The sequence below is a fragment of the Sphingomonas echinoides ATCC 14820 genome (assembly GCF_000241465.1).
Classification (GTDB): Bacteria; Pseudomonadota; Alphaproteobacteria; order Sphingomonadales; family Sphingomonadaceae; genus Sphingomonas; species Sphingomonas echinoides.
In genome coordinates this window covers 784,211-801,602 of sequence record NZ_JH584235.1, presented here as the reverse complement: position 1 = coordinate 801,602, position 17,392 = coordinate 784,211, and the positions used below count along the sequence as shown (strand labels likewise).

The 17,392-nt window shown below is 64.0% G+C and carries 16 protein-coding genes; 6 read left to right on the top strand and 10 right to left on the bottom strand.

Annotated elements, in window-relative coordinates; translation table 11 throughout:
* Window positions 1–11: 11 nt before the first annotated feature.
* A complete protein-coding gene (locus ON00_RS03750; RefSeq protein ID WP_010403257.1) occupies window positions 12–1,508 on the top strand; it encodes a DNA recombination protein RmuC in 1,497 nt (498 codons plus the stop codon).
* A 210-nt stretch (window positions 1,509–1,718) separates the two neighbouring features.
* Here the strand turns inward: ON00_RS03750 and ON00_RS03745 are convergent, their stop codons facing one another.
* Together ON00_RS03745 and ON00_RS03740 are read right to left on the bottom strand one after the other, a co-directional pair.
* Window positions 1,719–2,000 carry an SWIB/MDM2 domain-containing protein gene (locus ON00_RS03745; RefSeq protein ID WP_010403256.1) on the bottom strand — a complete coding sequence of 94 codons (282 nt, stop codon included), beginning with the start codon at window positions 1,998–2,000 and terminating at the stop codon, window positions 1,719–1,721.
* A 193-nt stretch (window positions 2,001–2,193) separates the two neighbouring features.
* Window positions 2,194–4,827 carry a TonB-dependent receptor gene (locus ON00_RS03740; RefSeq protein ID WP_010403255.1) on the bottom strand — a complete coding sequence of 878 codons (2,634 nt, stop codon included), beginning with the start codon at window positions 4,825–4,827 and terminating at the stop codon, window positions 2,194–2,196.
* Window positions 4,828–5,066: 239 nt separating this feature from the next.
* Here ON00_RS03740 and folE point away from each other — a divergent pair, with 239 nt between their 5' ends.
* From folE to ON00_RS03725, 3 genes are read left to right on the top strand one after another with little or no spacing between them, the layout of a single operon-like run.
* On the top strand, window positions 5,067–5,687 hold the full coding sequence (folE, locus tag ON00_RS03735) for a GTP cyclohydrolase I FolE (protein ID WP_010403254.1): 621 nt from the start codon (window positions 5,067–5,069) through the stop codon (window positions 5,685–5,687).
* A 5-nt stretch (window positions 5,688–5,692) separates the two neighbouring features.
* Entirely contained in the window at window positions 5,693–6,439 is a 747-nt protein-coding gene (locus ON00_RS03730) for an SDR family oxidoreductase (protein WP_040601860.1), read from the top strand.
* Entirely contained in the window at window positions 6,436–6,792 is a 357-nt protein-coding gene (locus ON00_RS03725) for a dihydroneopterin aldolase (RefSeq protein ID WP_010403251.1), read from the top strand. Before ON00_RS03730 ends, ON00_RS03725 begins: the two co-directional genes overlap by 4 nt.
* Before the next feature lie 129 nt (window positions 6,793–6,921).
* Here the strand turns inward: ON00_RS03725 and leuA are convergent, their stop codons facing one another.
* The 7 genes from leuA to miaA form a co-directional block, all read right to left on the bottom strand.
* Window positions 6,922–8,580, bottom strand: a complete 1,659-nt coding sequence (gene leuA / locus ON00_RS03720; RefSeq protein WP_010403250.1) for a 2-isopropylmalate synthase — start codon at window positions 8,578–8,580, stop codon at window positions 6,922–6,924.
* A 164-nt stretch (window positions 8,581–8,744) separates the two neighbouring features.
* Window positions 8,745–9,386: a TMEM175 family protein gene (locus tag ON00_RS03715; RefSeq protein WP_245535529.1), complete on the bottom strand. Its 642-nt coding sequence runs from the start codon at window positions 9,384–9,386 to the stop codon at window positions 8,745–8,747.
* Window positions 9,383–10,012, bottom strand: coding sequence for a YceI family protein (locus tag ON00_RS03710; RefSeq protein ID WP_010403248.1), 630 nt, complete (start codon window positions 10,010–10,012; stop codon window positions 9,383–9,385). The genes ON00_RS03715 and ON00_RS03710 overlap by 4 nt, the downstream gene beginning before the upstream one ends.
* A 126-nt stretch (window positions 10,013–10,138) precedes the next feature.
* Window positions 10,139–11,158, bottom strand: coding sequence for a ketol-acid reductoisomerase (gene ilvC, locus ON00_RS03705; RefSeq protein WP_010403247.1), 1,020 nt, complete (start codon window positions 11,156–11,158; stop codon window positions 10,139–10,141).
* Between the two features lie 185 nt (window positions 11,159–11,343).
* The gene (gene ilvN / locus ON00_RS03700) at window positions 11,344–11,859 is read right to left on the bottom strand and encodes an acetolactate synthase small subunit (protein WP_010403246.1); all 516 of its coding nucleotides are present in this window, start codon (window positions 11,857–11,859) and stop codon (window positions 11,344–11,346) included.
* Window positions 11,859–13,616, bottom strand: coding sequence for an acetolactate synthase 3 large subunit (locus ON00_RS03695; protein WP_010403245.1), 1,758 nt, complete (start codon window positions 13,614–13,616; stop codon window positions 11,859–11,861). Before ON00_RS03695 ends, ilvN begins: the two co-directional genes overlap by 1 nt.
* 79 nt (window positions 13,617–13,695) lie before the next feature.
* On the bottom strand, window positions 13,696–14,625 hold the full coding sequence (gene miaA, locus ON00_RS03690; RefSeq protein ID WP_029622412.1) for a tRNA (adenosine(37)-N6)-dimethylallyltransferase MiaA: 930 nt from the start codon (window positions 14,623–14,625) through the stop codon (window positions 13,696–13,698).
* Here miaA and serB point away from each other — a divergent pair.
* Window positions 14,618–15,499 carry a phosphoserine phosphatase SerB gene (gene serB / locus ON00_RS03685; protein ID WP_010403243.1) on the top strand — a complete coding sequence of 294 codons (882 nt, stop codon included), beginning with the start codon at window positions 14,618–14,620 and terminating at the stop codon, window positions 15,497–15,499. The genes miaA and serB overlap by 8 nt on opposite strands.
* Before the next feature lie 4 nt (window positions 15,500–15,503).
* Here serB and ON00_RS03680 read toward each other — a convergent pair whose 3' ends face one another.
* Entirely contained in the window at window positions 15,504–16,502 is a 999-nt protein-coding gene (locus ON00_RS03680; RefSeq protein ID WP_010403242.1) for an SPOR domain-containing protein, read from the bottom strand.
* Between the two features lie 172 nt (window positions 16,503–16,674).
* Here ON00_RS03680 and ON00_RS03675 point away from each other — a divergent pair, with 172 nt between their 5' ends.
* Complete coding sequence (locus tag ON00_RS03675) at window positions 16,675–17,391, top strand: ParA family protein (RefSeq protein ID WP_010403240.1); 717 nt, start codon at window positions 16,675–16,677, stop codon at window positions 17,389–17,391.
* Window position 17,392: the final 1 nt, after the last annotated feature.

Below are 17,392 nucleotides of genomic sequence, written 5' to 3'. Positions count from 1 at the left end.
AGAGATTTCGTATGACGGGTGTGACGATGGCCTTGTTTGGAGTGGCGGCCTTGCTGGTTGGCCTGGCGATCGGTTTCCTGCTCGGGATCCGCGGTACGGCGCAGGCCCGCGCCGAGCGCGATGCGCGCAATGAGGATTTCAAGCGCGCGATCGTCGATCTGGCGAGCGCCGAGGAACGGGCGCGAGAAACCGCCCAATTGCGCACCGAGCTGGCCGCGATCCGAGATGAACGCGATGTCGCGCGGCTGGAAAACACCGCATTGAAGACGCACAGTTCGGCCTTTGAAAGCCGCCTTGCCGAAATGCGCGAGGCCGATGAAGCGCGCCTCCAGATGGTGCGCGAAACGCATGAGGCCCGCATCGCCGAACTGCTCCACGCCAAGGAACTGCTCGCCGCGCAATTTGCCGAAGTGTCGAACAAATTGCTCAACGAGGCGCAGGAGGTTTTCCTCAAGCGCGCCGATGAGCGTTTCCGCCAGTCGGAGGAAACCGCCGGGCAGAACCTCAAATCGATGCTGCAGCCGGTCAGCGACCGCTTGCTGAAATATGAGGAAGCGGTGACCAAGGTCGAAAGCGAGCGGCTGAGCGCCTTCGACCAGCTCAAGGGGCAGTTGGAAGGGCTTCGGGTTGGGCAGGAGAAGGTCTCGTCGGAGGCGGCCAAGCTGGTCAATTCGCTGCGCAACGCGCCCAAATCGCGCGGGCGCTGGGGCGAGCAGCAATTGAAGAACGTGCTCGAAAGCTGCGGCCTGTCCGAACATACCGATTTCCAGACCGAAGTGTCGGTGTCGGGCGGTGACGAAGGCGGGCGGTTGCGCCCCGATGCTATCGTCACCGTGCCGGGCGGGCGCAGCCTGGTGATCGACGCCAAGGTTTCGCTCAATGCCTATCAGGATGCGTTCGGCGCGGTCGACGAGGCCGAGCGCGCGCGTGGCTTGGCGCTGCACGCAGCGGCGATGCGCGCACACGTCAACGGGCTTGGCAACAAAGCCTATTGGAGCCAGTTCGCCGATGCGCCCGATTATGTCATCATGTTCGTGCCCGGCGAGCATTTCCTGTCCGCAGCGCTCGAGCAGGACCCGACCTTGTGGGACTTTGCGTTCGACAAGCGCGTGCTGCTGGCGACGCCAACCAATCTAATCGCGATCGCGCGCACGGTGGCGGCGGTGTGGCGGCAGGAGCGGCTGGCCAAGGAAGCCGCCGAAATCGGGCGACTGGGCAAGGAAATGCATGACCGCCTTGCCAAGGTTGCCGACGATTTGCGCAAGGTCGGTGCGGGGCTGAACAGCGCGGTCAACAATTTCAACAGCTTTTCCAACTCGTTCAACGGTCGCCTGATGGTGACCGGGCGCAAATTCCGCGACCTGAACATCGAGACGGGCGCGCGGGAACTGGAGGATGTAGCGCCGGTGGAAGCGCTGGCGCGCTATAGCGACAGCGAACCGCTGCAACTGGCGGAGCCGGGTGTGGTGTCGGTGGGGGAGGCTGAGGCCGAGGTGGCCAAGCCGTAGGGCGGGTGTTTCTCGCGCCTCCCCTCCCTGGAAGGGAGGGGATTGAGGGGTGGGTCGGCTGATGGTGGGCGTTGCGCCCGCTTACGGGCCTACCCACCCCCAGCCCCTCCCTTTCAGGGAGGGGAGGAGGAAGATTCAGGCCCCCAAACGCAAAACGCCGACATCCGGGGGGATGTCGGCGTTCGACGGTTCAAACCTGTCCGGGGAGGATCAGGCCTTCATGTGGCCTGCCAGGTGCTTGTTCATTTCGAACATCGTCACCTTGTCCTTGCCGAAAACCTTCTTCAGCTTTTCGTCGGCGACGATCTCGCGCTTGTTCTCCGGGTTCTGGAGATTGTGCGCCTTGATATAGGCCCACACCTTGCTGATGACTTCGCTACGCGGCAGCTTGTCGGTGCCGACGATCGCGCCGAGCTCGGCCGAGGGGGTGATGGGCGCGAAGATGCCGCCGGTCTTGGGCGCATCGCTCTTCGCGGTTGGGGTCTTGGCCATTATGTGTCCTTCCTGAGTGTCGTTACAACCGACATCGGTTTCACGCCTTGAATAGCGCTGCGCTCCTTGTGCGCTGCCTTTTTGCCCTTGTCACGCCTTACAATGCCCTGAAATGCGTCAGTTTCGCGGTTGTAACGCAAAAAGACCCGCTCTCCGGTTCGGAGAGCGGGCCGTTAAGCACCAAAAGCTTTGCTCAGAATTTGAAGCGGATCGTCCCGCCATAGGTAACCGGCTGGTTGGGATAGGCCGAAACGCTGCCCGATTGCGCCACCGACGAGAAGATCGTCGTGATATAGTGGTTGTTGGTGACGTTGCGCCCCCAGGCCGAAACTTCGAGCCCGTTCTCGAACTGCAGCGTCGCGGCAAGGTTGAGTTCCTTGACCTCACGCTCAAGGGTGATGACGCCCTCGGCGATCTGCACCGGCGTCTGATAGTCAAAGTCGCCGCGCAACAACAGCTTCATTCCGTGCGACAGCGGCTGGGTATAGGTAGCCCCCATCGACGCCGCGAATTCGGGGATGCCAGCCGGGCGCGTGCCTGACAGATTGACCGGCCCGACCGTATACGTCCCCGCCACGATCGCACCGCCGGTGGGGAAGGAATCGTATTTCGGATCGAGATAGGTCACCGCACCGTTGAGCGTCAGCCGCGGAACCGGGGTCACGCTGCCGTCAAACTCGACGCCGAAGGTCGATTGCTTCGGCGCATTGAGCAGAGAGAAGCCAGTCCCGGTGAAGACGTTGCTCTGGAAACCGGTAATCTGCTGCTGGAACACCGCCATGTTGAAGGCGAAGTTGCGATATTGTCCCTTGATGCCGCCTTCGATCACGCGCGACTTTTCAGGGCCGGCAAAACGCGAGCCCGAGCCGAGATTGACGACGGCCAGGCCGGCGGTACGCAGCGCGACCAGATCGGCCGCCGTCGGGCGGCTGTCGCGTGACAGGTTGACCGAGCTCGCCTTGAAGCCCGTCGCATAGGTGACATAGGCGTTCAAATGGTTGTCGAGCTTGTACGCGGCGCGCAGCGTGTAGGAGAAGTTGCTGTCATTGGTCTTGCCGGGTTCGACCGCGTTGGGCACGTTTTGGAACGGCGGCAAGAATTGCAGCGGGCGCAGCGCGGCCAGCGGGTTGGCGGCGGGGTTATTCTGGTTGGCATTGGCATTGGCCTGCGCGCCCGCGTTGATCGCGTTGAACGCCGCCGGATTGGCTCCGGCAAACGCCCCGATCTCGGCTGCGGTCGCCGACCGGCCGAGCCCCAATTGCGTCCCGATCAACTGTGCAAGGCCGCCCTGGTACAGCAACTGGTTGCGGAAGGGGGCATATTGCGGCGCATCGAAGTTGATGCTGGAGAACACGTCGGTGCTGACGACGTTGGTGGTGAAGTGCTTGCGGTCGTCGGTATAGTTGAACCCGGCGGTCAGCGTCAGGCGATCGACGGGTTTGAAATCGGCCGTGCCGAAAATCGAAAAGGACTCGTCTTTCAGCGTATAGGATTCATTCAACCCGTCGCCGGTGCGGAAGAAGGTGCCGGTATATTTCGCCGGATTGCCCTCGAGCGCGCCGAAGGTCGATTCCAGCGTGGCGACGCTGAGCGCACCCCCGGTCGCGCCCTGGATCAGCGCATTGCCATAGGGGCGGAATTGCGAGCCGAAGGTGATCTGGTTCTTCTGGTTGATCTTTTCGTTGAAATAGAAGCCGCCGAGCAGGAAGTTGAGCGGCCCTTCGAAATCGGTGGCGAGGCGCAATTCCTGCGTGAACGTATCGATGCCGACATTGGCCGAGTTCCGCCCGATCAAATCGGCACCGGTGAAATCCGAATCCTGGTTGGTGGCGCTCTTCACTTCACGATAGGCCGTGATCGAGGTCAGGGAGAACTTTCCAAGATTGTAATCGGCCTGGACCGATCCACCGTAATTCTCGATTTTGTTGCTCGACAGGAAGTTGTTGTAGACCTTGTATGAGAACACATTCTGCGGATCGAGCCCGTTGCCACCGGCCAGCGCCTGGACGATCGCGCCGGTCGCGCCATTGATGAGATTGCCGGCCACGCAGCAATTTTCGTCGATCTTGTCATAATCGCCGATCACGCGGATCTTGAAGTCGGCATTGGGCTGGAACAGCAATTGCCCGCGAATGCCCCAGCGGTTGCGATCGTTGACGTTGGTCTTCTGCAAGGCGTCATAGGCGTACCCGTCGCGCCGATTGTAATTGCCGCCGATGCTGAACGCGAGCGTATCGCTGATCGGGCCGGTCACCGCGCCCTTCAGGACGACGGCGTTGTAATTGCCATAGGTCGCCTCGGCATTGCCCGCGAATTTGAAAGCGGGTTCGGCGGTGACGATGCTGATGATGCCGGCCGACGCATTCTTGCCGAACAGCGTCGATTGCGGCCCGCGCAGCACTTCGATGCGCTTCAGATTGGGCAAGTCGGAAATCTGCGCGGCCGAGCGCGAGCGATAGACGCCGTCGATGAACACGCCGACCGACGGCTCGATCCCGGCATTGTTGGCACCGTTGCCAAAGCCGCGGATGATGAAGTTGGTGTTGGCCGAGCTTTGCAGCTGGTTCACGCGCAGCGACGGCACGACGCTTTGCAAATCCTTCAGATCGCGAATTTGCGCTTGCTCGATGGTTGCGCCACTGGTTACCGACACCGCAACGGGCGTGTCGAGCAAGGTCTGCTCGCGCTTGGTCGCGGTGACGACGATGTCATCGCCATCGACCGTGGTTTGGGGCGCAGGGGCCGGGGGAGGAGTGGTTTGCGACAATGCGGGCGTGGCCGAAAGCATCGCCAAAGCCGACGCGGCAAGCAATTCGAACTTCTTCATGATGGCATCCCCTTGATGGTCAGCCCCAATCTAATGTCGGGTGCTGGTTTTCGAATGTACGGTTTGTGAAATAGCGTGTCGTTGAATCGCCCGTCAATGACATAATAGTAGGGGAACTGCGGCTTTGCCCAGCTGTGGTCAAAATAGAACAGTCTCCCGGGCGACCGGAATTTATGTTGCAGTACGGCAAAACCCACTTGCCGTAACGTCAATCGCACTGATCGGGGTAAGGGAAGATAATGGACGATAGTTCCGACGCTGGCGGCAATGGTGATCTGGTGGCCGGGCCAGCGAAAATTCCTGTGCCACACGAGGTGGCCGAAGCGGTCCGCACGCTGATCCGCTGGGCCGGCGATGACCCTGCGCGCGAGGGATTGCGCGAAACGCCGCAGCGAGTCGCGCGGGCGTGGAAGGAATATTGCGCCGGCTATGGCGACGATCCAGCGATCCATCTCGCGCGGATTTTCGAAGAGGTCGGCGGCTATGACGAGATCGTGCTGCTGAAGGACATTCCGTTCCAGTCGCATTGCGAACATCACATGGCCCCGATCATCGGCAAGGCGCACATTGCGTATCTTCCGGGCAATTACGTCGTCGGTATTTCGAAGCTGGCGCGCGTGCTCCACGCCTTTGCCCGCCGCCTGCAAGTGCAGGAGCGGCTGACGGCGGAGGTCGCGGATTGCATTTGGGACAATCTCAAGCCGCAGGGTGTGGCGGTGGTGATCGAGGCGAGCCATGCCTGCATGACCGCGCGCGGCGTGCGCACGCCGGGCGTGGCGATGGTCACCAGCCGGATGATGGGCGTGTTCCGCGACGATGAACGCAGCCGCAAGGAAATCCTCGCCTTGATGGGATGCTGATCGCGATGCCGCGAACCGTTTTGGTGACCGGTGCCGCCCGCCGCCTTGGCGCGGTGATTGCGCGGCATCTGGCCGGGGAGGGGTGGCGCGTTGCGATCCACCACCTCCATTCGGCCGAGGATGCGGACCGACTGTCGGCGGCCTTGTCGGGCTCGACCGTGCTGACGGGTGATCTGTCGGACCCGACGGTGCCGGGCGCGTTGGTGGAGGCGGCGCGGGCGGCGTTTGGCGGGCCGCTCACCGCGGTGGTGAACAGCGCGTCGCTGTTCGACTATGACACCCCGCCGCAGGTAAACGCCGCGTTGTTGCGCGACCATTATGCCGTCAATCTGGCGGCCCCGGTGCTGCTGGCCAATGCCTTGGCCGCGCAGGACGATCTGGCGGAGGGGGCGGTGGTCAATCTGCTCGACCAGAAGATCGTCAATCTCAACCCCGATTTCTTCTCTTATACCTGCGCCAAGCTCGCGCTGGCGGGCGCGACCACGATGCTGGCGCAGGCGCTGGGGCCGCGTATCCGCGTCAATGCGGTGTCGCCCGGCCTGTCCTTGCCCAGCGCCGATCAGAGCGACGCCGAATTCGCCGAAGCGGCGCGCAAGAACTTGTTGCAGCGTCCGGTCGACCCGGTCGACATCGCCCGCGCGGTCGCCTTCCTGCTGGAGGCGCGGGGCGTGCAGGGGCAGAATGTGTTCGTCGATTGCGGCCAGCGCTTCCTGCCGCGCGCGCGTGACGTGATGTTCGAGGGGCGGGTATGACGGTTCGGTTCACCACCATGCTCGAGGGCCTTCAAGTGACGATGGGGCTCGGCATCCATCCGCACGAACTGGCGGCGCGGCAAAGGGTGATCGTGTCGGTGCGGATGGAGGTGGTCTATCCAACGCCCCCCGCTGAGGACCGCATCGATGCGGTGCTCGATTATGATTTCGTGCGCGCAGGCGTGAAGGCGCTGGTCGCGGACCGCCATTTCCATTTGCAGGAAACGCTGTGCGAGGCGATCGCGGCGCTGTGCCTTGCCGACCCGCGCGTCGAGCGCGTGACGGTGCGGACGTCGAAGCCGGACGTGTACCCCGATGCGGCGGTCGGGTGCGAGATTGTGCGCGGGCGGTAGCGCACACCCGGTCTCGTCCGATTGCGCCCCGTTCGGGCTGAGCCTGTCGAAGCCCCGCTCTCCCCTGGCGAGGCCGGAGTCTGCGAAGACGGGCCCTTCGACAGGCTCAGGGCGAACGGGAAGGGGGGGCTAAACCCGGTTGGCTGCGCTAAGCACCGCGCGCACCGAGGCGGTGGCGATGTCGGCGTCGATCCCGACTCCGAACACGGTGCGCCCATCCCCGGTGCGGCATTCGACATAGGCCGCGGCTTGCGCATCGGCACCGTGGCCGATGGCGTGCTCGCTATAGTCGACCACGTCGAGCTGCGGGCCGGTTGTCTCACCCAGCGCCGCGATGACGCCCGAGATCAAGCCATTGCCGCGCCCGGAGATCGAGCGCTCCTCGCCATCGACCGCGACATGGCCGACGAACAGCCGGTCGCCGACGCTGCCGCTTTCAGTATAATCGAGCAGCCGGAAGCGATCTTCGCCGCGCGCGAGATAGGTTGCCTCGAACAGGCCCCAAATATCGCTCGCGTTCATTTCGCGGCTGGTTTCGTCGGCGAGGCGCTGGACGTGGCGGCTGAAATCGGCCTGCAGGCGCTTGGGCAGTTTCAGGCCCTTATCCTGCTCGATCACCCAGGCGACGCCACCCTTGCCCGACTGCGAATTGACGCGGATCACCGCTTCATAACTGCGACCAAGATCGGCCGGATCGATCGGCAGATAGGGGACTTCCCACAGCGTATCGTTCTTGGCTTCCTGTGCGGCAAAGCCCTTCTTGATCGCGTCCTGATGGCTGCCCGAGAAGGCGGTGAACACCAGATCGCCCGCATAGGGCGTGCGCGGATGCACGGGGAGCTGCGTGCAATAGGTAACGGTGTTGACGATCGCGTCGATGTCCGAAAAGTCCAGTTTCGGATCAAGGCCTTGCGTGTACATGTTGAGCGCGACGGTCACCAGGTCGCAATTGCCGGTGCGCTCGCCATTGCCGAGCAGGCAGCCCTCGACGCGGTCGGCGCCCGCCATCAGCCCCAGTTCGGCGGCGGCGACGCCGGTGCCGCGATCGTTATGCGGGTGCAGGCTGAGCGCTACGCAATCGCGGCCCCGGATGTTGCGGCCAAACCATTCGATCTGGTCGGCATAGACGTTGGGCGTCGCGCATTCGACCGTGGCGGGCAGGTTGAGGATCAATTTGTGGTCGGGCGTCGGGCGCAGCACGTCCATCACCGCCTCACACACTTCAAGGCTGAAATCGAGCTCGGCGGTCGAGAAGGTTTCCGGGCTATATTCGAAAAACCAGTCGGTGTCGGGCTGGGCGGCGGCCTGGTCGCGCAGGATCATCGCGCCGTCGATGGCGATCTGCTTCACTTCTGCGCGAGTCATGCCGAACACGATCTTGCGCCACGCCGGGCTGACGGCGTTGTAGAGGTGAACGATCGCCGCCCGCGCGCCGCGCAGCGACTGGAAGCTGGTTTCGATCAAATCGCGGCGTGACTGGGTCAGCACCTGGATCATCGTATCGTCGGGGATGCGGCCGCTTTTGACGAGGCCTGAGATGAAATCGAATTCGGTCGCGCCGGCGGCGGGGAAGCCGACTTCGATTTCCTTGATGCCGACCTTTACGATCAGATCGAACATCCGGGTCTTCTTCTCGGCGTCCATCGGGTCGATCAGCGCCTGATTGCCGTCGCGCAAATCGGTCGAGAGCCAGCGCGGGGCAGTGGTGATCGTCTGCGACGGCCAGCGCCGATCGGGCAGATCGATGGTCGGGAAGGGGCGGTATTTGGTCGAAGGGTCACGCAGCATGGTTGGTCTCGCTCGGATATCGCGGATCGACGTTCGGGGGCGGTCTGTCCCTTAGGCGGGTCGCGCGCAGCCCGGGGGCGCGCAGCGAGGGGCGCGCCTAAGGGCGCGTAAGTCGAAGCAGCGAAAGAAGCAGAGCCTGCGTCATTGTCCGGCGCGTTAGCAAGTCACGGGGTAGGCTGTCCAGTCCGGGATTCAAACAGTCGATCAAACGGACTGTTGGGCAGGAACCACAGCACCGCCACCAGCATCGCGCAGGCAATGCCGAGCCAGGGCGAGACGAAGCTGAGCGGCATGCCCGCCAGATAGAGGAGGATTGCGACGATACCCTTGCGCAGCGTCGCCACGTGATAGCGAGTGGCGCGTACGCCTTGCACGCCGGTTGCGCGGATCACGCGCTGTAGCCAAGCATAAGCGATGGAGGGGACGAACATGGTGACGAGATAGACGAGGGTCGCATCGCGGCTGAAATGCTGCTCGCCGAGATAGGCGGTCGAGAACGGCACCAGCGACAGCGCGAACAGCAGCGCCATGTTCGACCAGATAAGACCGTTGCTGACCACGCTCGCATGGCTGAACAGCCGGTGATGGTTCGACCAGTAAAGCGCGACGTAGAGATAGCTGAGCGCGTAAGCGAAGAAGATCGGCCATAGTGACCATAAATGCCCGAGCCCCGCCTCCACCGGCGGGTGCAGCTCGAGCACCATGATCGTGACGATGATCGCGATCACCCCGTCCGAAAACGCCTCGACGCGGCCCACGCCGGGGCGGCCTTCGGTGTCCTCGGACGGGGGGATCGTTGGGCTCACTGAAGCTCGAACGCCGCGTTGATGACCAGCACGGTTTCATCCGACACGACCGGCACATATTTGCTGACGCCGAAGTCCGAACGATGGATCACCATCCGGCCAAGGAAGCCGATCGAGGCCTTCTTGCTCATCGGATTGGTCGCCGCGCCGAACAGCTTTGCGCGGAAGGTGACGGGCTTGGTCACGCCGTGCAGGGTAAGCGTGCCATCAACTGCCACCGCATCGCCGCTGATCTGGGTGACCTTGGTCGAATGGAAGGTCGCGGTCGGGAATTTGGCGGCGTCGAACCAGTCGGCGCTTTTCAGTTCGCCGGTCAGCACGCTGCTGGTGGTCTGCACGCTGGCGATCGGCAGGGTGACGTCGAGCTGGGTCTCGGCGGGCTTGGCCGGATCGAGCTTGAGCGTACCGCTGGCATCCGAAAAGGTGCCGGCATACGGCGAAATACCGAAATGGCTAACGCTGAAGGTCACCTGGGTGTGGTGTGGCTCAACCGCATAGGTGCCGGCCTTGACGTCGGTTACGGTGCCGGCACCGCGCAGCATTTCGGGCGGTGCCATTTGCGCGACGACGGGGGCACCAAAGAGCAATACGGCGGCGGTGGCGGTGTAGAGATGGGTAAGGCGCATTGCGGTCTCCTGTTACGTGGGGCGCAAATGCGGTGCAACAGGTGGAAGCGTCAAACGCTGTTTCGGCAACGATCCGTTTCGTGGAGGGCGCGTGACGCGCCCTCCACCGGAGCTTAGGAATGCGGTTCAGTTCTTGGTCTGGTCCACCAGCTTGTTCGCGCCGATCCACGGCATCATCGCGCGCAATTCCGTGCCGACCTTCTCGATCGGATGCGCGGCAGCCAGCTTGCGCGCGGCCTTCAGTTCGGGCTGGCCAGCGCGATTGTCGAGCACGAAATTCTTGACGAAGCGGCCCGACTGGATGTCGGCGAGGACGCGCTTCATCTCGGCCTTGGTCTCATCGGTGATGATGCGCGGGCCGGTGGTGATGTCGCCATATTCGGCGGTGTTGCTGATCGAATAGCGCATGTTGGCGATGCCGCCTTCATAGAGCAGATCGACGATCAGCTTGGTCTCGTGCAGGCACTCGAAATAGGCCATTTCCGGGGCATAGCCCGCTTCGACCAGTGTTTCGAACCCGGCCTGGATGAGGTGGGTGATGCCGCCGCACAGCACGGCCTGCTCGCCGAACAGATCGGTTTCGCACTCTTCCTTGAAGTTGGTCTCGATGATGCCCGAGCGACCGCCGCCGACGCCCGATGCGTAAGCGAGGCCGATGTCATGCGCGTTGCCCGACTTGTCCTGGTGGATCGCGATCAGGCAGGGGACGCCGCCGCCACGCACATATTCGCTGCGCACAGTGTGGCCGGGGCCCTTGGGCGCGATCATGATGACGTCGAGATCGGCGCGCGGCTCGATCAGGCCGAAATGCACGTTGAGGCCGTGCGCGAAAGCGATCGTCGCGCCCTGCTTCAGGTTCGCGTGGAGATCGTCGGCATAGATGGCGGCCTGATGCTCGTCGGGGGCGAGGATCATGGTGATGTCGGCCCAGGCAGCGGCTTCGGCATTGGTCATCACCTTGAAGCCGGCGTCGGTCGCCTTCTTGGCGGTCGCAGACCCGGCGCGCAGCGCAATGGCGATGTCCTTGACGCCCGAATCGCGCAGGTTCTGGGCATGGGCATGGCCCTGGCTGCCATAGCCGACGATGGCGATCTTCTTGGTCGAGATCAGGTTCAGATCGGCATCGGCATCATAATAAACGCGCATTCTTTGGTTCCCTATCAAAGCCCTCTCCCCGTGGGAGAGGATACGAAGACTTGGCCGCTTTGCCGCCTAGTCGGAGTTGGTGAGGGTGATGGGTTGGGGCGCCGTCGCCCTCACCCTCCCACCGCTTCGCGGCGGGCCCCTCCCTCTCCCGGCGGGAGAGGGGTATTCATTTCAAATCGCCCGCTTCAAATCGCTTTGTCCCCGCGGGCGATGGCGACGATGCCGGTGCGCGCGACTTCGCACAGCCCGACCTGTCGCATCAGCGCGATGAAGCCATCGATCTTCTCGCGCCCGCCGGTCAGTTCGAACACGAAGCTGTTGATCGTGGTGTCGACCACGCGCGCGCGGAACACGTCGGCAAGGCGCAGCGCCTCGATCCGGTGTTCGCCGTGCCCGGAGACCTTGAGCAGCGCCAGTTCGCGCTCGACATGCGGCCCGAGCGCGGTGAGGTCGGTCACCGAATGCACCGGCACCAGCCGGTCGAGCTGTGCCATGATCTGTTCCATCACATGCGCGCTGGCCGAGGTGACGATGGTGATGCGGCTGACGGCCTGGTCGGCGGTAACGTCCGACACGGTCAGGCTCTCGATATTGTAACCGCGTGCGGTGAACAGGCCGGCGATGCGGGCGAGAATGCCCGGCTCGTTATCGACCATCACGGCCAGCGTGTGCCGCTGCGTTTTTTCTTCGGTGATATGCATTAGACCAGCGCCTTCGCTTCGTCGTCCATTTCGCCCGACACTTCGCTCGATGCGAGCAGCATGTCGGTATGGGCTGCGCCTGAGGGGATCATCGGGAAACAGTTGGTGAGTTTGGCCACGCGGCAATCCACCAGCACCGGCCCGTCATGATCGAGCATCGCGGCGATGCCGTCGTCCAACTGATCATTGCCTTCGATGCGGATGCCCTTCCAGCCATAGGCTTCGGCCAGCTTCACGAAATCGGGCAGCGTGTCCGAATAGCTTTCGGCATAGCGGCTCGAATAGGTCAGTTCCTGCCACTGGCGGACCATGCCCATATATTCGTTGTTGAGGATGAAGATCTTGACCGGCAGGCGATATTGCATCGCCGTTGCCAGCTCCTGGATGTTCATCTGGATCGAGGCCTCGCCGGCAATGTCGATCACCAGCGCCTTGGGGTTGCCGAGCTGCGCGCCGATCGCGGCGGGCAGGCCATAGCCCATCGTGCCGAGCCCGCCCGAGGTCAGCCATTTGTTCGGGCCTTCGAAGCCGAAATGCTGTGCGGCCCACATCTGATGCTGGCCGACTTCGGTGGTGATGATCGGGCTGCGCTTGTGTGTCGCCTCCCACAAAGCGCGGATCGCGCGTTGCGGCATGATCTCGGAACCGGTCTCGGCGAAATCGAGGCTCTTCACCGCGCGCCAGCCCGCGATCATCCGCCACCATTCGGCGAGATCGGGCTTGGGATGGCGGCGCGCCTTGAACACGCGCACCATGTCTTCCAGCGCATGGCCGACATCGGCGACGATCGGCAAATCGACGCGGACATTCTTGTTGATCGACGAGCGATCGATATCGACATGGATCTTGCGCGAATAGGGGCTGAAGGCATCGAGCCGCCCGGTCACGCGATCATCGAAGCGCGCGCCGAGGCAGACGATCAGATCGGCCTTGTTCATCGCCAGATTGGCTTCGTACGTGCCGTGCATGCCGAGCATGCCGAGCCATTGCGGGCCGCTCGCCGGATAGGCACCCAGGCCCATCAGCGTCGAGGTAACGGGGGCACCCGTGATCCGCGCCAGTTCGCACAGCAATTGGCTGGCCGCCGGGCCGGCATTGATGATGCCGCCGCCAGTATAGAGGATCGGGCGCTCGGCAGCAGCGAGCATGTCCACCGCTTGCTCGATCGCGCTCTGGTCGGCCTTGACCTGCGGGCGATAGGTCTTGTGGCGGATCGGGCCGGGCTTGGTGTAGCGCGCGGTGGCGACCTGAACGTCCTTCGGGATGTCGATCACGACGGGGCCGGGGCGACCCGAGGTGGCGATGTGAAACGCCTCGTGGATGGTGTTGCCGAGCTTGGCCGGATCCTTCACCAGATAATTATGCTTGGTGCAGTGGCGCGTGATGCCGACGGTGTCGGCCTCCTGAAAGGCGTCGGTGCCGATCAGCGTGGTCGGCACCTGGCCGGTGATGACCACCATCGGGATCGAATCCATCAGCGCATCGGTGATGCCGGTGACGGCATTGGTCGCGCCGGGGCCCGACGTGACGAGCACGACACCGGGCTTGCCGGTCGAGCGGGCATAGCCCTCTGCGGCATGCGTTGCGGCTTGTTCGTGGCGCACCAGAATATGCTTGATTCGGCCGCCTGCGGCATTGTGGCGGAAGAGCGCGTCGTAAATCGGTAGCACCGCACCACCCGGATAGCCGAACACGACCTCCACGCCGAGATCGCCCAGCGCCTCGATCAGGATGTCTGCTCCGCTTTTCTCGGTCACGTTCGGTCTCCTTTTGCGCTGCGGCCTTTAGCAGCGTTGGAGCGGCGCTGCTAGTTGCACGAAATGTACGTGTCAACCACTAATCATGTAATAATATGTCTATTTCATGCATTAGTTCGATTGTTTCTAACATATGACTGCGCCGCCAGCTGGGTGGGGGCTGGTTGCGGAACCAGGTATATTGCCGTTTCGCATATTGCCGAGTGGCGATGCGGGTTAGGTCAAGTGCTTGATTTTCGGTCATTTCGCTGGCCAGAACCGCCAGCATTTCGGGCACGCCGATCGCGCGGCGGATCGGTGCGGAGGAGGGGATGTCGGCGCGGTCGCGCAATGCCGCGACTTCCGCGCGCGCACCGTCAGCAAACATCGCCGCCGCGCGGGCATCGCACCGCGCCATCAGCCAGTCGCGATCGGGCAGCAGCACCAGCGCGGCGAGCGAAACGCGGTCGCCGATGCCACCGCTGCGCGCCGCTTGCCACTCCGTCAGTGGCTTGCCGGTCGAGCGCACCACCTCCAACGCGCGCGCCACCCGGGTGGTGTCGGCGGGGGCGAGCCGGGCGGCGGCGGGCGGATCCAGCACGGCAAGTGCAGCATGGGCCTCCGCCACCGGCAGCGCGCGGACCGCCTCGCGAATCTGCGGATCGATCTCGGGCACAGGTGCGATGCCGTCGAGCAGGGTACGCAGATAGAGGCCGGTGCCGCCCACCAGTACCGGCAGCTTGCCTGCAGCGTGCGCCGCGTCGATCTCGCGCGCGGCCTCGTTCGCCCAGCGCGCGGCCGAATAGCTGTCGGCACCATCGACATGGCCGAACAGCCGGTGCGGCACGAGCGCTTCGTCCTCCGCAGTCGGGCGTGCCGTCAAGACGCGCAAATCCCGATAGACCTGCGCCGAATCCGCATTGATGACCACGCCGTCGTGTCGTTCGGCAACCGCAATCGCGAGAGCGGACTTGCCGCTGGCGGTTGGCCCTGCGATGAGCGCGAGCCTTGGGAGGTGACGTGTGTTCATTGCGACGCTGATAGCATCGGATAGTCTGGCTGCGGGTGAAATTTCGGCGGCGATGGACCGGCTGGAAGCGGCTGGCTGTTCGCCGGTCGCGCAGGGCTGGATCGAGCAGGGCAAGGCGGCGGACATTGCGTTCGGCCTGGCCTCGGATGCCGCGCGCACGGCGCTGGAGGGCGCGTTTCCCGGCGTCGACGTCGTCGTGCAGCAGGCTGAGGGCCGCGAGAAGAAGCTGCTCGTCGCCGACATGGATTCGACGATGATCACCGTCGAGTGCATCGACGAACTCGCCGATTATGCCGGGATCAAGCCGCAAATCGCGGCGATTACCGAGGCGGCGATGCGCGGCGAGCTCGATTTTGAAGGCGCACTCGATGCGCGCGTCGCGTTGCTGGCGGGGCTGGACGAGGCGGTGATCGAGCGCTGCCTCGCCGAGCGCGTGACGATCATGCCGGGCGCTGTCGCCTTGATCGGCACGATGCGCGCGCGCGGGGCCACCGCCATTCTCGTTTCGGGCGGTTTTACGCGCTTTGCCGAGCCGGTGGCGGCGCAGATCGGTTTTCACCGCGCCATCGCCAATCGGCTCGAGATTGCGGGTGGTGTGCTGTCGGGCACCGTGACCAAGCCGATCGTCGGCTCTGACACCAAATTGCAGACGCTGTTGGCGGCGATGGCCGAGCTGAACCTGCCGCCCGAGGCGACGCTGGCGGTGGGCGATGGTGCCAATGACCTGGCGATGATCCGCGCCGCTGGCCTGGGCGTCGCGTACCACGCCAAGCCTGTCGTCGCCGCAGCGGCGGATGCGCGGATCGATCAGGGTGATCTGTCCGCCTTGCTCTACGCGCAGGGCATCCCCCGCGCGGAATGGGTCGTCGCGTAACGCGCTATGGGTTGACCGGCACGCACGGACGCACCGCGCCGCATGCCGCCGCTGCTGCCGCGCGCGAAGGATAAGGCCCGACCAGCACGCGCGTCAGCGCGCCGCTCTTGACGTAGCTGACGCTCGCCCCGGCAAACCGTCCGCTGACTTGACCCCACAATTTGCGGGCATTGCCGGGATCGCCAAACGCGCCAAGCTGAACGTGCCAGCCGCCACGCCCAGCCGCCGGGGCGGGAGCCGCTTCAGCCACTGCGGCGGCACGGGGCGGTACGCGCGGCTTCGTTGGCTTGGCGGCGGGCGGTGGAGCGAGCGCGACGATCTGGGGCCGGTTGCCGACATTCGGATCATATTGCGACGGCGGCAAGTCGGTGGCGCGCATCGCGGTGCTGGTGCCGCGCCCGGAGATTTCGGGCGGAAGCTGCGGGCGTTGCGCCTCGGCTTCATATTGCCGGGCGAGCAGCAACCCCTGCTGGCGCTGGTCGGTCGGGATCAGTGTATCCATTTGCGCCTGCACTTCGGACGCGCCGGGCGTGCTGGCGGCCGCCGAGCGCACCAGCAGCGCATAGGCGCGCGGCCAGTCCTTCGCGACGCTGTCGCCATTGAACAGCATCGTCCCCAACACCAGCTGGGCACGCGGCTCGCCGCGCTTCGCCGCCTTTTCGAGCCAGGGCAGCGCCTCGGCGCGCTTTTTCTGGTCGAACAGCACCAGGCCATATTTCGCCTCTGCCTCGGCATGGCCTTGAAGCGCGGCCTTGCGGAACCAGCTTTCGGCCATCGGAATGTCGACCGGAACGCCGCGACCGAGCGAATAGGCTTGCCCCAAGTTGAACTGTGCATCGGCGTCGCCAGCAATGGCCGCCGGCCGCCATTGCTCGACGGCCTTCTTATATTCGCCCCGGCTCCACGCATCGACGCCCTCGCGCACGTCCGCAACGGCGGGTGCCGATGCCGCACCGATTGCGAGCAAGAGCCCGGCCATGCCGAGGATGAGCGCCTTGCGCATAACAATGGTCCCGTTCCGTTTCTTCAATCGATCATGCCCTGTAGCCGCATCATGGCAAAGATTTTGTTACCCACGCTCATCCTAAAGAGGGAGCGCAGCCCCGGTCGTTAACCGTTCCTTGAGGGATGGCATGGCAGGCATGGCTCTCGATTAGCGGGAGTGAAAGGGGCTCATGCGCGTCCTCGCGATGGCATCTCAAAAAGGCGGATCGGGCAAGACAACCTTGTCCGGGCATCTGGCCGTTCAGGCGCAGCTCTCCGGGGCTGGCCCCGTCGTCCTGATCGACATCGATCCGCAAGGGTCGCTGTCGGATTGGTGGAACGAGCGGCAGAGCGAATTTCCGGCCTTCGCCCAGACCACGGTCGCGCGGCTGGCGGCCGATCTGGAGGTGCTGCGTCAGCAGGGCTTCCGCCTGGCCATGATCGACACGCCGCCCGCCATCACCATGGCGATCCAGAGCGTGATCGCGGTGGCCGAGCTGATCGTCATCCCCACACGCCCGAGCCCGCACGATCTGCGCGCGGTCGGGGCGACGGTCGATTTGTGCGAACGCGCGGGCAAGCCGCTGCTGTTCGTCGTCAATGGCGCGACGCCCAAGGCGCGGATCACCTCCGAAGCAGCGGTTGCCTTGTCACAACACGGCACGGTCGCGCCGATCACGGTCCACCACCGCACCGATTTTGCGGCCTCGATGATCGACGGGCGCACGGTCATGGAAGTCGATGGCAATGGCAAATCGGCGCAGGAAATCCGCGATCTGTGGACCTATATTTCTGATCGCCTTGAAAAGAATTTCCGGCGCACCGTGTTCGCCGCCCCCAATGTCGCCAATGGTTTCGGGGCACAGCGTCCTGCAGCGGGTGGTTTCGGCCGCCGGGTGGTGAGCTGAC

Excerpts from the sequence above, each read along its gene's own strand:
- ON00_RS03750 (WP_010403257.1), top strand. The coding sequence starts at position 12 with ATGACGGGTGTGACGATGGCCTTGTTTGGAGTGGCGGCCTTGCTGGTT.
- ON00_RS03745 (WP_010403256.1), bottom strand. The coding sequence starts at position 2,000 with ATGGCCAAGACCCCAACCGCGAAGAGCGATGCGCCCAAGACCGGCGGC.
- ON00_RS03740 (WP_010403255.1), bottom strand. The coding sequence starts at position 4,827 with ATGAAGAAGTTCGAATTGCTTGCCGCGTCGGCTTTGGCGATGCTTTCG.
- folE (WP_010403254.1), top strand. The coding sequence starts at position 5,067 with ATGGACGATAGTTCCGACGCTGGCGGCAATGGTGATCTGGTGGCCGGG.
- ON00_RS03730 (WP_040601860.1), top strand. The coding sequence starts at position 5,693 with ATGCCGCGAACCGTTTTGGTGACCGGTGCCGCCCGCCGCCTTGGCGCG.
- ON00_RS03725 (WP_010403251.1), top strand. The coding sequence starts at position 6,436 with ATGACGGTTCGGTTCACCACCATGCTCGAGGGCCTTCAAGTGACGATG.
- leuA (WP_010403250.1), bottom strand. The coding sequence starts at position 8,580 with ATGCTGCGTGACCCTTCGACCAAATACCGCCCCTTCCCGACCATCGAT.
- ON00_RS03710 (WP_010403248.1), bottom strand. The coding sequence starts at position 10,012 with ATGCGCCTTACCCATCTCTACACCGCCACCGCCGCCGTATTGCTCTTT.
- ilvC (WP_010403247.1), bottom strand. The coding sequence starts at position 11,158 with ATGCGCGTTTATTATGATGCCGATGCCGATCTGAACCTGATCTCGACC.
- ilvN (WP_010403246.1), bottom strand. The coding sequence starts at position 11,859 with ATGCATATCACCGAAGAAAAAACGCAGCGGCACACGCTGGCCGTGATG.
- miaA (WP_029622412.1), bottom strand. The coding sequence starts at position 14,625 with ATGAACACACGTCACCTCCCAAGGCTCGCGCTCATCGCAGGGCCAACC.
- ON00_RS03680 (WP_010403242.1), bottom strand. The coding sequence starts at position 16,502 with ATGCGCAAGGCGCTCATCCTCGGCATGGCCGGGCTCTTGCTCGCAATC.
- ON00_RS03675 (WP_010403240.1), top strand. The coding sequence starts at position 16,675 with ATGCGCGTCCTCGCGATGGCATCTCAAAAAGGCGGATCGGGCAAGACA.